This is a genomic window from Paenibacillus sp. FSL P4-0127 (assembly GCF_038007325.1).
In the GTDB taxonomy this organism is placed as follows: domain Bacteria; phylum Bacillota; class Bacilli; order Paenibacillales; family Paenibacillaceae; genus Fontibacillus; species Fontibacillus macerans.
In genome coordinates, this window is the sequence record NZ_JBBOWY010000001.1 from 5,901,882 (window position 1) to 5,916,168 (window position 14,287).

General features: G+C 55.9%; 14 protein-coding genes. 4 read left to right on the top strand and 10 right to left on the bottom strand.

Translation table 11 applies throughout. From position 1 onward, the window contains the following. Positions 1-16: 16 nt before the first annotated feature. Positions 17-799, bottom strand: a complete 783-nt coding sequence (gene sufC / locus NYE74_RS26520) for a Fe-S cluster assembly ATPase SufC (RefSeq protein ID WP_036624780.1) — start codon at positions 797-799, stop codon at positions 17-19. A gap of 251 nt (positions 800-1,050) precedes the next feature. Next, the gene (locus tag NYE74_RS26525) at positions 1,051-1,524 is read right to left on the bottom strand and encodes a Dps family protein (protein WP_036624782.1); all 474 of its coding nucleotides are present in this window, start codon (positions 1,522-1,524) and stop codon (positions 1,051-1,053) included. Between the two features lie 215 nt (positions 1,525-1,739). Between NYE74_RS26525 and NYE74_RS26530 the strand changes: the two genes are divergently transcribed. Next, complete coding sequence (locus tag NYE74_RS26530) at positions 1,740-2,309, top strand: hypothetical protein (protein ID WP_341005291.1); 570 nt, start codon at positions 1,740-1,742, stop codon at positions 2,307-2,309. Between the two features lie 665 nt (positions 2,310-2,974). On the opposite strand, the gene NYE74_RS26535 is transcribed toward NYE74_RS26530, so the two are convergent. Beyond that, positions 2,975-3,352 (bottom strand): DUF423 domain-containing protein, encoded by a 378-nt coding sequence (locus tag NYE74_RS26535; protein WP_036624786.1) that lies wholly within the window; start codon positions 3,350-3,352, stop codon positions 2,975-2,977. Between the two features lie 173 nt (positions 3,353-3,525). Between NYE74_RS26535 and NYE74_RS26540 the strand changes: the two genes are divergently transcribed. Together NYE74_RS26540 and NYE74_RS26545 are read left to right on the top strand one after the other, a co-directional pair. Next, positions 3,526-4,374 (top strand): DegV family protein, encoded by an 849-nt coding sequence (locus tag NYE74_RS26540; protein WP_036624788.1) that lies wholly within the window; start codon positions 3,526-3,528, stop codon positions 4,372-4,374. Between the two features lie 55 nt (positions 4,375-4,429). Next, positions 4,430-5,284 (top strand): DegV family protein, encoded by an 855-nt coding sequence (locus tag NYE74_RS26545; protein ID WP_036624791.1) that lies wholly within the window; start codon positions 4,430-4,432, stop codon positions 5,282-5,284. Positions 5,285-5,352: 68 nt separating this feature from the next. Here the strand turns inward: NYE74_RS26545 and narI are convergent, their stop codons facing one another. From narI to NYE74_RS26580, 7 genes are all read right to left on the bottom strand, one after another. Further along, the gene (narI, locus tag NYE74_RS26550; protein ID WP_036624794.1) at positions 5,353-6,054 is read right to left on the bottom strand and encodes a respiratory nitrate reductase subunit gamma; all 702 of its coding nucleotides are present in this window, start codon (positions 6,052-6,054) and stop codon (positions 5,353-5,355) included. Positions 6,055-6,068: 14 nt separating this feature from the next. Further along, complete coding sequence (gene narJ, locus NYE74_RS26555) at positions 6,069-6,722, bottom strand: nitrate reductase molybdenum cofactor assembly chaperone (RefSeq protein ID WP_036624795.1); 654 nt, start codon at positions 6,720-6,722, stop codon at positions 6,069-6,071. Positions 6,723-6,738: 16 nt separating this feature from the next. After that, positions 6,739-8,241, bottom strand: a complete 1,503-nt coding sequence (gene narH / locus NYE74_RS26560) for a nitrate reductase subunit beta (protein ID WP_036624798.1) — start codon at positions 8,239-8,241, stop codon at positions 6,739-6,741. Then, a complete protein-coding gene (locus tag NYE74_RS26565; protein ID WP_316561341.1) occupies positions 8,231-11,923 on the bottom strand; it encodes a nitrate reductase subunit alpha in 3,693 nt (1,230 codons plus the stop codon). The genes narH and NYE74_RS26565 overlap by 11 nt, the downstream gene beginning before the upstream one ends. Positions 11,924-11,925: 2 nt before the next feature. Then, positions 11,926-12,204 carry a hypothetical protein gene (locus tag NYE74_RS26570; RefSeq protein ID WP_124331676.1) on the bottom strand — a complete coding sequence of 93 codons (279 nt, stop codon included), beginning with the start codon at positions 12,202-12,204 and terminating at the stop codon, positions 11,926-11,928. A 70-nt stretch (positions 12,205-12,274) separates the two neighbouring features. Further along, on the bottom strand, positions 12,275-12,604 hold the full coding sequence (locus NYE74_RS26575) for a hypothetical protein (RefSeq protein WP_036624806.1): 330 nt from the start codon (positions 12,602-12,604) through the stop codon (positions 12,275-12,277). Next, positions 12,558-13,034 (bottom strand): hemerythrin domain-containing protein, encoded by a 477-nt coding sequence (locus tag NYE74_RS26580; RefSeq protein ID WP_051985627.1) that lies wholly within the window; start codon positions 13,032-13,034, stop codon positions 12,558-12,560. The genes NYE74_RS26575 and NYE74_RS26580 overlap by 47 nt, the downstream gene beginning before the upstream one ends. Before the next feature lie 587 nt (positions 13,035-13,621). Between NYE74_RS26580 and NYE74_RS26585 the strand changes: the two genes are divergently transcribed. After that, the coding region (locus NYE74_RS26585) for a DUF444 family protein (protein WP_341005293.1) at positions 13,622-14,287 on the top strand (666 nt) is incomplete at its 3' end.

The following is a 14,287-nucleotide window of genomic DNA, read 5'->3' on the forward strand; positions in this document are numbered from 1 at the left end:
TGGTTCCTCCTTCCGCTTAGGCTTCTTGACCGACCGTCTCGTCCACGATGCCAAGCTCTTCTTTAACCCAATCGTAACCGTCCTGCTCCAGACGTTCCGCCAGCTCGGGGCCGCCGGATTTGACGATGCGCCCTTGCATCATGACGTGCACGAAGTCCGGTTTGATGTAGTTCAGCAGGCGCTGATAGTGGGTGATGATCAGGAAGCCGCGATCCTCGCTGCGGATCGAGTTGACGCCGTTCGCCACGATGCGCAGCGCGTCGATGTCAAGGCCGGAGTCGATTTCGTCGAGAATGACAAGTTTCGGATCCAGCAGCAGCATTTGCAAAATTTCGTTCCGCTTCTTCTCCCCGCCGGAGAAACCTTCGTTCAAATAGCGGTGGGCGAATTCCGGATTCATTTCCAGCACCTTCATTTGCGCTTCCATTTGACGGATGAATTTGATCAGAGAGATTTCGTCGCCTTCCTCGCGGCGGGCGTTGATCGCGCTGCGCAAAAAGTCGGAATTCGTCACCCCGGCGATTTCGCTCGGATACTGCATGGCCAGGAACATGCCGGCGCGGGCGCGCTCGTCCACTTCCATCTCCAGCACGTCTTCGCCGTTCAGCGTAACTTTACCGTCCGTCACTTCGTATTTCGGATGTCCCATGAGCGCCGATGCGAGCGTACTTTTCCCGGTTCCGTTCGGGCCCATAATGGCGTGGATTTCTCCGCCTTTTATCTCAAGATCGATCCCTTTCAGGATCTCCTTCCCTTCAATCGTCGCTTTAAGACCTTCCACAACAAAATGTGTAGCCATTTTTCCTGCTCCTTCCATCGTACGAGAGTTTAGCCAGGGACGCTGCCCTTTGTTTTTGCCATTATAGCATAACAATTCTCACATTAGAATAATTCTAAGTGATTCTCATTGATTCTCATTTCATTCTAACCTACTTTGTATGCATAATCAACGTACGCCGGCGGATTGCCGTCATACGAAAAAGGCTCGGCCCTCTTCATGACGGCCAAGCCTGTTCAAACTAAGGGGGGACCGACTTAAGCTTTCCTAAATCAGCCCAAGTAAGAACGCAGCATCCACATGTGTTTTTCCCAATCTCTTTTATACCCCGTCAACAAGTCGCTGGTGGCATCATCGCCGGCCTGATCGGCCAAATCGATCGCTTCATGATAAGACTCCGCCATGGAGGCAAGATCCTCGACCAAGCTCTGCACCATGGCCTGAGGCTCTTCCTGCCCCGCCGCTTCCTGAATGGTGGCCAAATCGAGATATTCCTTTAACGTTGCCGCAGGCTTCCACTTCAGGGCTAGCATCCGTTCGGCGATGGCGTCCATCTGCTCCGTGGCTTCATTATATAGCTGTTCGAATTTGGCATGCAGGGTAAAGAAATTGCCGCCTTGAACGTACCAATGAAAATGATGGAGCTTGACGTATAACACGTTCAAATTGGCCACCTGTACGTTAAGCATCCGCTCCAGGGCCGTCTTGTTCGACTTGCCCGTCGGTTTGGCATCCGATTGCGCCATGATTCATCCCCTACCTTCATCCTGGAATAGAGTATGCTCCCTTATTTATTACCCACAACCAGTGTTTGCGAAACGGGTTCGATTCATTCGGATAATTGTAAATTCTTTACATATTCTGTTCCGTGTTTTTTTTTGGGAATTTGGGGCTATGATTGTTTATTGAGCGGTGCTATTATTAATGAAGTCAAACCGAACACGACTTTTATGGGGGAACTATGGACAAGCAAAATGAACAGCATCATGAAGATGAATCCGGTTACTTATTTAACGTGGAAGTGTTGATTCGGAGCAAAACGAACGGGCAAGCGCTGCAGAACCTGCTGCAATTGTTGAACAACGGGCCCGACATCATGGATTTCCGAATTAATTCGGGAATAGAACTGGGTGAAATCATCGATTCGCTGCTTGCCAACCGGAAGCAGTCCTTTATTTCCAAGACCTATAAGCATAAGCGCTTGGGAAAAACGGAGGCGAACAACAATGCTCCCGATGACGGCAAACAAAGCAAACCCCAGCCCAAAGCGGAAGCGCCTGTCCCGGATCAAGCCGCCAGCGGCTTTAAGGACTTTGCTTCCAGCGAGGAATTTCAGAAGTGGATTCAAAGTTACATTACGGGAAACAAACTGGTACGGTTATATATCAACCGGAACGGGGAACGGATGAGCATCCCGTGCCGGATTTTAAACTTCCTGCCGGAAACGTACGCCTTAAACGTGTATCATGTGGACGAGAAGCAGGTCTATAATCTGAAGCTGAGCGAAATTATCGACTTCCTGGATACTTAATCCGGGAATTGGACGATTCATGTCATTCAGCCGAGCATATCGTTTTTCATGGAAAGAAGGGCGGCCTGCTGAGCACTAGCATTGCATTAGCCACACCAATATTCTAACGGTTGCCACAAGCGTTATTTGTTCCAAAAACGTTGATTTTAAATTGTAACGGTTGCCATAGCGCTTATTTCACTGAAATCCGGCTTAGTTTGCTTAGATTCAGGCAAATAACGGCGCTCACAACCGTTAGAGTTTTGAAAAAGGCTTTGTTCGCAAATTAGCCGCTGCTGCAACCGTTAGATTTCCGGCGGGCGCATGATCGGCTTGAAAACATGATCATTTCCCAGTTAATGCAACGCTAGTGCCCGCTGAGATGAGATCAACTGCAAAAGTGCATTCTATTTTCCGTAAATCACCATTTTAGAGCGATTGAAATGCAAAAGCATCTCTTTAGGGGCTGTTCGATAAATAAGGAACTTTTGCCCGGAGCGGAAATGCACTTTTGCAGTTGAACCACCCTTTTCGAGGAATTTCGACGAAATTCGCCTGCACTTTTGCAGTTCATTGGATTTCGTTCTGGTCGCACCGAAAGTCGAGTTATAAATTTTCATAAAAGACGGCTGAATCCGCTCCGCCGCGGAGCCCTTCAGCCGTCTTTTTCGTTGTTGCCGAGTCTGTCAGGCCTTCCTGTTCCAAGCCTCCAGCGCAAGCAGCAGCCAACCGGCGATAAAAGAAACGCCGCCGAGCGGCGTAACCGGCCCGAGCCAGGTCCAATGGAGTGCCGCCAATCCGTACAGGCTGCCGGAGAACAGGATGACGCCGAGCAGAAACAGCCGGCCCGCCCAGCGAAGCCGCCCGGATTCCCCCCACTGCCCGGCAAAAAACGCCGTCAGCAGGATCGCGATCCCGTGAATCATCTGGTAATGTACTCCGGTCTCATAGGTGCCAATGGCCGTTTCGCCGATTTTCGCCTTCAACATATGCGCCCCGAATGCGCCAAGCGCAACGGCGAGCAGCATGATGACCGCGCCGATTCCGGCATAGGTGCGCCGCATTTTTTCCGCCTCCCCTTATTTGTCCATTTCGCCAAAATTCATTCATGTTCATTCTACCTCAACCATCCGTCCGATATCTACAGCAAGCGGAAATAAAGCTTATGACCGATGCCTTTCCCTTGTCTTTCGCTTTTTGCTAAAATAGAATAACCGAACTATGTAAGGAGATGCTTATGGCAAACGTGAAAATTTTCGCAGACAGTACCTCGGACCTGCCCGCAGAATGGATTCCCCGCTATGATATCGGAATTATTCCTTTATATGTCGTGTTTGGCGGCGAGACGTTCCAGGACGGGGTGGATATCACGCCGGTCGATATTTACCGGAGGGTCGAGGCTGCCGGGAGTTTGCCGAAAACAACCGCTCCGTCGCCCAAAGATTTTATGGACGCCTTCGGCCCCCATATCGAACGCGGGCAGGACATCGTTTATATCAGCCTTTCTTCCCAGCTCTCATCGACCTATCAAAATGCCCTGATCGCCGCCGCGGAGTTCCCGGAAGGGCGGATTCACGTTGTGGATTCCCTTACTTTATGCAGCGGCATCGGCCTGTTGGTCATGAAAGCGGTCAAAGCCGCCGCGGAGGGCCGCACCGCCGGCGAAATCGCCGCGCTGGTCAGCGCTATCCGGCCGCGGGTGGAAACGCAATTCGTCATCGACACGCTGGAATATTTGTATAAAGGCGGACGCTGCTCCGGCATGCAGAACTTTATCGGCAGCCTGCTCCAGATCCGGCCCGTGCTTAAGCTGGTGGACGGGAACATTATTCCCGCGTACAAGGTCCGCGGCCGCAAGGAGAAGGCGGTCCAGCAGATGCTCGACAACGCTTTGGCCGACCGGGACAACATGGACAACGATCTGATCATCGTCGCCCACACGCTGGCCGAAGAGGAGGCGCTGCGTTTGGCCGCGATTTTGCGGGAGCAGACGGGAGCGCGGGAGGTCGCCGTGGCCGAAGCGGGCTGCGTCATTTCCAGCCACTGCGGGCCCGGCACCGTCGCCATTATGTACACGAGACAATAATCGGCCGCCTAGGCCAGGCTGTTGCAGAAAGGCCACAACTTTTAGGAGGATCACTATGGCATCGATCAAAATTTTCGCGGACAGCACCTGCGATTTGCCGGTGGATTGGATTCAGCGGTACGAAATTGGCATCGTTCCCCTGTACGTCACTTTTTCCGACCAAACGTACAAGGACGGCGTCGATTTGAGCGTGCCCGATCTTTACCGCAAAGTCAGCGAGACGGGCAAACTGCCGAAGACGGCGGCGCCGTCGCCGGCCGATTTCATTCAGGCGTTCACCCCTTATGCCCGGCAAGGGCAGCAAATATTATGCATCAGCTTGTCTTCGGAGCTGTCCTCTACATACCAAAACGCCCTGATTGCGGCGGAGGAGTTCCCGGAAGGGACGGTCACCGTCTTCGACTCGCTTAATTTATCGACCGGCATCGGCCTTCAGGTGATGAAGGCGGTGCAAGCCGCGGCGGAAGGCAAAACCGTCGCCGAAATCGTCGGCCTGCTCACGGCGGTTCGGCCTAAGGTCGAAACGGAGTTTGTCATCGATACGCTGGAGTACCTGTACAAAGGCGGGCGCTGCTCCGGCATGCAAAACCTGATCGGCAGCCTGCTCAAAATCCGCCCGGTCATCAAAGTGGTGGACGGCAAAATGACCCCGGCCTACAAAATCCGCGGCAGCCGGGAAAAAGCGCTCGACCAGCTGCTGAACAACGCGCTTAGCCGCTTGAACGATATGGATAACGACATTATTTTTGTCACCCATTCCCTGGCGGATGAGGACGCGGCCAAGCTGAAGCAAGAGCTTGAGGCCAGAACCGGGGCCAAGACCGTCGCCGTCTCCAATGCCGGCTGCGTCATTTCCAGCCATTGCGGCGCCAAAACGATCGGCATCCTGTATACGAAAAAGACAAGCTGACGTACAGATAGAGTCATGTCCTTTTAACCCCGTGGGGCAACCAGGATATGACTCTATTGGTTTTCCGCCTAAGTTTGCGGCTTGCCGCGTTTGTAGCCGACCCGCGAGCGGTATTGCTGCGGCGCCCGGGCCGGATAGCGGACCGGCAGCGAAAACATGTGCACGAGCATCGTAAACGGGATCGAGGCGAACAACAGGAACGCCGAAAGGACGTGCAGTTGGAAGATGAACGGAACCGTATCCATCAGGCGATAATCCGGCCGAAGCGCCAGCAAACTGCGGAACCAGGGACCGATGGTAGTGCGGTATTCGTAAGCGGCCACCGTCGTGTTGTATACGAGCGTCATAAAGGTGCCGTTGGCGGCGACGATCAGCAGCAGGATCACCGTAAAATAATCGGCAAATCCGGCATGGGCGCGCACGCGCCGGTTCGTCATTTTGCGAATCAGCAAAATAATCAGCCCCAGCACCACCATGATTCCCGCCAGCCCGCCTCCGGCAATCGCAAAGATGTGGTACGTTTCATCGCTCACGCCCAACGCGTGATAAACGCTTCGCGGAATCAACACCCCCATCACGTGGCCGATAAAGGCAAAGACGATGCCGTAATGGAAAATCGTGGAGCCGAGCCGCAGCCATTTTTTCTCAAACATTTCCGTCGAAGGAGCGGTCCAGCTCACTTGGCGGAAGGCAAACCGGTACAACAATCCGCCGATCATCACCGTTAGGGCGATGTACGGATAAACGACCCACCAAAACAATCCGGTCATGAAGCTACCCCCATTCATTCAGTTGCGTATTTGCAAAACGATAGATCCGTTCCCGTTCGGGCAGTTCCGTCCATCCCATACAGAATCGGGTAAGGAAGCTCGTCCAGATCGGCCTGCTCCCGCTTCTCCGTAAGCCGGCGGACATCCTCCTCCGAGGGTTCGCCAAAAACGTCCGCCACGAGATGGCGAAGCAGTTCCCGGTAGGGGTTGTCCTCCGCCAAATGCTCGCAGATCCGCTTCGTGGCGACGGCGAGCCGAAGCTCCAAAGCCCGGACGTGGATATGGTCCGGACGCACGGCCAGCAGCTCGTACAAGAGCGGCATATAATCGGCCAGTTCGCCTTCAGCGGCGGCAAAACCGGCGTCCTTGATGATCTGCTGCAGGAGAATCAGCGCCGCCCCGCGCTCCCGGCTGTCCCCAAGCTCATGCGCGGTCAGATACAGTCCGGTTTTTTCCTTCCAGTCAAAGGCCCAAACATACTGCTCCCTTAGCTCCTTCAGCGGGCAGGATAACAGCGGGCGGCTTGTCTCCTGAAGACGTTCCGTAAGCAACGGGCTGCCGGCTTCCCGGGCCGCTTCCAGCATGCTCCGCGCGGTTTCCGGAAAATCGTCCTCCGGATATCCGAGCAGCCTGGCCGCAAATATCAAACTGATTTGCTTGTCTTCCATCGCCAACCTCCTTGCTCTACCTGTCTTCTTTGGCAAACCGCTGCGGCAAAAACCCTTCCTCCGGCGTGATGCCCTCCAGACTGCAAGCTCCCTGACGGTAATGCAGTCCGGCTTCGCCGATCATTTCCCGCCGGCCTGTAGGGATGACGAAGCGTTCGTTGTGCTTGGCTACGGCAAACAAACGGGCCATCTCTTCGATTTCCTCGACGCTGGTTTCCGCCTCCCCAAGCAGCTTGCTGCGCTTCAGCTCGTCCAAGCCGCCGACCGCACGGTCCCGCATCAATACGCGCATCGCCGTCATCTTCAGCAGCACCCGCCGGATCACTTTCGTGTCGCCCGCCGTCAGCAGGGAAGCCAAATATTCCAGCGGAATCCGCATCTGATCGACCGCCGGGATGTACATGTCCGTCTGCAGCTCGTCCTCTTCGATATGGTTCATGATCGGGCTGAGCGGCGGTACGTACCAAACCATCGGCAAGGTGCGGTATTCCGGATGCAGCGGCAGCGCCACCTTCCATTTCATCGCCAGTTTGTAAACCGGAGAGCGCTGGGCCGCATCGATCCACGCATCCGTGATCCCCGTTCTTCTCGCTTCCTTGATGACCTCCGGATCAAACGGATCCAGGAAAACGCCGAGCTGCGATTCGTACAACCCCTGCGGCTCCTCTGCCGAAGCGGCGGCTTTTACCCGGTCGGCATCGTACATGACGACGCCGATATAGCGAATCCGGCCCACGCACGTCTCGGAACAGATCGTCGCCAGCCCGGCCTCCGTACGCGGGTAACAAAAATTGCATTTTTCCGCCTTATGGGTGTTCCAGTTGTAATAAACCTTATGGTACGGGCAGCCATTCATGCAGAACCGCCACCCCCGGCAAGCCTCCTGGTCAACCAGCACGATCCCGTCCTCGTCGCGTTTGTACAGCGCGCCGGACGGGCACGAAGCGACGCAGGACGGATTGAGGCAATGCTCGCAGATCCGCGGCAGGTACATCATGAACGTTTTTTCATATTCCAGGGCGATATGCTCCTGCAGCTTTTTGACATTGGGATCAAGCGGCACGATTTCGCTGCCGCCGGCCAAATCATCGTCCCAGTTCGGCCCCCATTCAGGCTTGTCCATATACTCGCCCGTAATCAGCGACACCGGCCGCCCGACCGGGAGATGCTTGCTCTTTGGGCTGTGCAGCAGGTTGTCGTAATCATAGGTCCAAGGTTCATAGAAGCTGTCCAAATCGGCCATGTTCGGGTTGTAAAAAATGTTCGCCAGCTTGGCGATCGGACCTCCGGCACGCAGCGCCAGCTTACCGCCGCGCAGCACCCAACCGCCCTTATATTTGCCCGCATCCTCCCATTCCTTCGGATAGCCCGGGCCCGGCCGCGTCTCCACGTTGTTGTACCACATGTACTCCGTGCCGGGACGGTTGGTCCAGGTATTTTTGCAGGTGACCGAGCAGGTGTGGCAGCCGATGCATTTGTCCAGATTCATCACCATCGCGACCTGCGTTTTAATCCTCAAGCCAATCTACCTCCTTCAGCGGGCGGATGATGGTCAGCGTATCGCGCTGGTTTCCCGTTGGACCATAATAGTTGAACCCGTAGCTTAACTGGGCGTAGCCCCCGATCATGTGGGTCGGCTTGAGCGTAATCCGCGTCACGCTGTTATGCGTACCGCCGCGCTGCTTGGTGATCGACGTCCCGGGTACGCCCAGCGTGCGGTCCTGGGCATGATACATGTAGGCGATGCCTTCCGGAATCCGGTACGTCAGCACAGCCCGGGCCGCGACGACGCCGTTGCGGTTGTATACCTCAATCCAATCGTTGTCCTTGATCCCGATGGAAGCCCCGTCCTTCTCGTTCAGCCAGACGACCTGCCAGCCGCGGAACAAAGTCGTCATCTGGTTGGTGTCGGTGAACATCGTATGGATGCCCCATTTCTGGTGCGGGGTCAAGTAACGGAGCGTCAGCGATTTCCCGTTCTCCGGCACGCCTTTCTCCCCTTTGAGAAAAGGAACATGCCTTAGCGGCGGCAAATACAGCGGCAAAGCCTCCCCGAAGTCGAGGATCATTTCATGGTCGAGATAAAAGCTCTGCCGCCCGGTTAATGTCCGCCAAGGAATACTGTATTCGGTGTTCAGCGTAAATGGCGAATAGCGGCGGTTGTCCTTCTCCAGCCCGCTCCAGACGGGCGCGGAAATAGCCTGGCGGGGTTGGGCCGTGATGTCGAACAGCGTAAAGGCTTCCTCCGCGCGCGGCAGGGCGATCTCCACGAGTTTTTTGCCGGTCTTCTGCTCCATGTCGCGCCATCCTTCCACGGCGCGCTCTCCGTTCGTCGCCCCCGACATCAGCAGGATCGCTTCGATCACCTGGCGGTCGTCATACAAATCCGGCTGGCCTTTGCCGACGCCTTCACGCTTCGAGGCGCCAAGCCGGGCCAGCAATTGTTCGTAAACCCGCTCGCCGGGGATATTCACCGCCTTCGAGCCGTACCCTTTGCGGATGTTGGGCCCGATCGTAATCATCTTGCCGTAAACGTCCTTGTAATCGCGCGGCACGATGAGAAAATGCGGCATGCTTTTACCGGGAACCGCCGCGATTTCCCCTTTGCGCCAATCCTTGATCCTCCCGTGCACCTGGGCTACCTCGTCCGGGCTGTCATGGCCGAGCGGAGTCATCATCACGTCTTCGCAGGCAGGGAGATGCTTCTCCGCAAGCTCGGAAAACGTCTTGGCGATCTCCCGGAACGCGTCCCAGTCGCTTTTGCTTTGCCATGGCGGCGAAATCGCCGGATTAAACGGATGGATGAACGGATGCATGTCCGTGCTGCTCAAATCGTGTTTTTCGTACCAGGTCGCCGCCGGCAGCACGATGTCCGAAAACAGCCCGGAGCTGGTCATGCGAAAATCGATGCTGACGAACAGATCCGTTTTGCCTTCCGGCGGCACGTCGTCGGAGCGCACATCCTCCGGCCGCCAGGAGAGGCTTGGGTCGGTCAGCACCTGATTGTCCGCCCCGATCATATGTTTGGCGAAATATTCATGCCCTTTGCCGCTGTCCCCCAGCAGATTCGAGCGCCAGTTGAAAAACACCCGCGGAAAGTTGCGGGGGTCGTTCGGATGCTCGATCGCCCAGTCGAGTTCGTCTTCCGCCGCCATCCTGGCGATTTCCCGCACGGCCTCCTGATCGTCCGTCAGCCCCTTTTCGCGGAGTTGCCGCGCCAGATCGAGGGAATTCTGGGTGAATTGCGGGAACGATGGCAGCCAGCCAAGCCGCACGGCCAGCGCATTGACGTCGGCCGGATGCATTTTGCCGTACCGCCCGCCCCAGGGCGTATCCTGCTCTTCGCTCACGCGTACCTCGTAGCGGAACTGCTCCGTCACAAAGTAAAAATACGAAGTGCCGTTCTGCAGCCGCGGCGGCCGGATCCAGTCGCCGGCAAAGGCGATCTGCTGCCAGCCCTCGAGCGGCCGCACTTTTTCCTGACCGACATAGTGGGCCCAGCCGCCTCCGTTAACGCCCTGCGCGCCGGTCAGCATCACCAGGTTCAGGATCGAGCGGTAGATCTGATCGCTGTGATACCAGTGATTGGTGCCCCCGCCCATGGCGATCATCGAACGGCCGCCCGTTTTGGCCGCGTTATCGGCAAACTCGCGGGCCACCTGGATGCAATGCGACTTTTTGACCCCGGTGATCGCCTCCTGCCAGGCCGGCGTATAAGGCTTCATATCGTCGTAATCGGCCGGATAATCGCCGGGCAGGCCGCGCGGAACGCCGGCGTGGGCCATCATCAGGTCATACACCGTCGCCACCTTAAACGTCTCGCCCGACACGCTCTTGAGATGCTTGACCGGGACGCCGCGCCGCACCGTTTCACCCGCTTTTTCCGCGAAATACGGAAAATCCACCTGTACGACTTCGTCGGCACCCTGGATAAATGTCAGCTGCGGGTCGATTGGAGTTCCGTCCGGCTTGTTCAGATCAAGGTTCCAACGGCTGCTTTGATCCCAGCGGAACCCTTCGCTCCCGTTCGGTGCCTCCGGTTTCCCCGACGCTGTGTCCCAGACAACGGTTTTCCATTCGGCAAGCTCCTGCCCGTCGCCCAAGTCGGCCAAGTCGGCCGCCCGCAGGAAGCGGTCCGAACGGGTCATTCCGTTCTCCTCCTTCACGAGGACGAGAAACGGAAGATCAGTGAATTTTTTCACATAATTCATGAAATAGGGGGTCTCCCGATCCACATAAAACTCTTTGAGAATGACGTGCGTCATCGCCATCGCCAACGCCGCGTCCGTGCCGGCCCGGGCCGGCAGCCAAATATCGGCGAATTTCTCGTATTCGGAATAATCGGGGCTCACGCCAACCACCTTGGTGCCGTTGTAACGCGCCTCGACCATAAAATGGGCGTCCGGCGAGCGGGTTTGCGGAATGTTCGTCCCCCAGATGATAAAATATTTCGTATTGTACCAGTCCCCGCTCTCCGGCACATCGGTTTGATCGCCCCATACTTGCGGCGAAGCGGGCGGAAGATCGGCATACCAGTCGTAAAAGCTCAGGATCGTCCCGCCGATCAGCGACAGGAACCGGGTTCCCGCCGAGTAGCTGACCATGGACATGGCCGGAATCGGGCTGAACCCTACGACGCGGTCGGGCCCGTACCGCTTGATCGTATGGATCGTGGCTGCGGCGATCATCTGGCAGGCCACGTCCCAATCGCCGCGCACGAATCCGCCTTTCCCCCGGGCTTTGACGTAACGCGCTCTTTTTTGCGGATCGCTGACCAGGTTCTCCCAGGCTGCAACGGGGTCTTTTACGGCGGCCATTTCCTCCCGCCACATTTCGTAGAGCTCCCCGCGAATATACGGGTACTTCACGCGCAGGGGGCTGTAGGTGTACCAGGAGAAGCTGGCTCCCCGCGGGCAGCCGCGCGGCTCGTATTCCGGAAAATCGGCGCCTGTCGTCGGATAATCCGTCTTCTGCGTCTCCCACGTGATGATGCCGTCCTTCACGAACACATTCCAGCTGCAGGAACCGGTGCAGTTCACCCCATGCGTGGAGCGGACGACCTTGTCATGCTGCCAGCGGCCGCGGTACAGGCTTTCCCAATCCCGCCCCCGCGGGCTTTCCTCCGTCCATCCCTCATTAATGACTTCGCCGCGCCGCAAATGTTTCAGCGCCTGGAGCAACTTGTTCTGCTTATCGCCCACCTCTAGAGTTCCCCCTTCGCTTCGCAAATCCGCGGCCCCGGATTAAAGCGTTCGCCCGCCAGCTTAAACGCCCCTTCTCCCGCATGCAATTCCTCCGCAAATACGCTCCATGCGCAAGCATTGCAAGCGGCCAAAATCAACCGCTGCAGCTCGTCCGGCTTGCGGATCGCCGCGATCCGTTCCACCGCCGCGCGCGGAATCTCCCCGAACCGCATGTCCAGCACCGCCAGCAAGTCCTCCTGATCCTGCGCTGCCAAAACGTCAAGCTCATGTGCTTCCATGTCGACCCTTCCTTTCCGTCAAAACGATTTCGGCCCTCCCGCGGGTGCCGGTTTCCCCGTGCCATAGACTTTAGAGCCGCGCTTTTTTGTAGTACTCCGCGATCAGCGTTTTTTTCACCTGTTCCGCCGCCTGGCGCATAAAACCGCCGATTTGCTCGTCTTGATTTTCGACCATGTCCCAAGAAAAAAAACGGCCTTCCATCCGGTCGAACCTTTCTCCGTAGCGAACGTAAACGGCAACCCCTTGTCCGCTCGCCTGCCCGCCGGCTTTTACGTCATAAGGATGCAAGTTCAGCCGGCGGAGCTCGCAGGTCAGGCACTCGTACAGCCGGGGTTCCACCGCCCGCAGCGGTTTATCCGGCAGCAGGGCCGTCAACTTTGGGGCCGAAAACCGCTCCATGGCGACTCTCCTCCAATTCCTTTTCCACCATTTCTTCTTCATCCCGGTTATGTATCTGGTCGATCAGAATGAGCGCCTGAAACCGCTGCAGCACCTGCTCGTCCATCTCGCCCCGCTCCAGCCGCGCTTTGATTTCGGCGACCAGTTCCCGCAGCAAATCGTGGTCCCGGGTCAAAGCGATAATCACGTCCCGAAGCTGCGGCTTCAGCTCTACCGCCTCCAGGTATAATCCCTCTTCCTCGCTTTGCGCGTGCTGGAGCGTGCGCGATTCCCAATGTTCGACAGCGATCCAGGCGATGTCAAGCGCTTTGTCCCGTTCGCCCCGGCGCAAACTCCGCTCCAGCAATTCCGCCAATTCTCCGGCTTCCTCAAGCGCGGCCTCATGAATCAGACCGTGGCTGTCCGCTCGTCTCAAAGAGGGCCCTGACATTTCACTCCACTTCCTTTTCCTACCTGAATTTTTTATTAGCGTTTGTTCCGAATCTGAGAAATATACCTTTTTAACTCAACTTTCGCAGAGCAACAATCGACTTAATCCCTGATGCTGTACAGACAGAGTGTGTATAAAATCTTAGAAATGTGCTTGACCGGCCCCACTCTGACCGTTAATTGCAAATCATACAACTAACTTTATATCCATTTGCCCAATCGTTCGTTTAATTGCATTTCATGCAGCTATTTCCTCGTCTTTTTGACTCTTCTTCGAAAGATAGCGGAGTAACTGCAGGTTTTAGACTTAATCAAGCGCTGTGGCAGCATTTGCGGATATGTAAGTGTACATTTTGCAACTACTCCAAAACTCCGGATCCGGTAAGCCGCTTTGCCCCGTTACATTAACGCTTACTTACCAATTTCATGCTGTGAACCTCCATCGCGTATGCCAATAGTTCAACATGTATAACCAACAGTTCTACTTATATAGCAACTCCCCCTCACATATCGCCTCACCCCGTGAATATACTTTATTTACATCCACTTCACAGCGCTGGCGTAATTCCACATATGGAGGTGTTCACCATGTCTTCGCCCGAACGGTACAATTTCGTCGTCTCCAAAGAGGATTGGTCGCTGCACCGCAAAGGCTATCAGGATCAGCAGCGCCACCAGGAGAAGGTGCGGGAAGTCATCCGGCAAAATCTCCCCGATCTCGTAACCGAGGAAAACATCATTATGTCCGACGGAAAACAGATCATTAAGGTACCCCTCCGCAATTTGGAGGAATACCGGTTTATCCATAACTATCAGAAACAAAAGCATGTCGGCCAGGGCGACGGAAGCAGCGAGGTCGGCGACGTGCTTGGCCAGGACAGTCCCAAAGACAACGGAAAAGGCGGCAAAGCCGGCGATCGGCCGGGGATCGACTACGTGGAGGCGGACATCAGCATCGAGGAGCTGGAGGATATGCTGTTCGAGGAGCTGGAGCTGCCGTTCATTCAGGAAAAAGACAAAGACGAATTGGAGACCGAATCTTACCGTTTCAACGATATACGCAAAAAAGGCCTCATGTCCAACATCGACAAAAAGCGGACGATCCTGGAAAATCTCCGCCGCAACGCGACGGCCGGCACGCCGGGCATCCACGGCATCACGCCCGACGATCTGCGCTACAAAACGTGGGAGGAAGTCGTCATTCCCCACTCCAACGCCGTCATCATCGCCATGATGGATACGTCGGGCAGTATG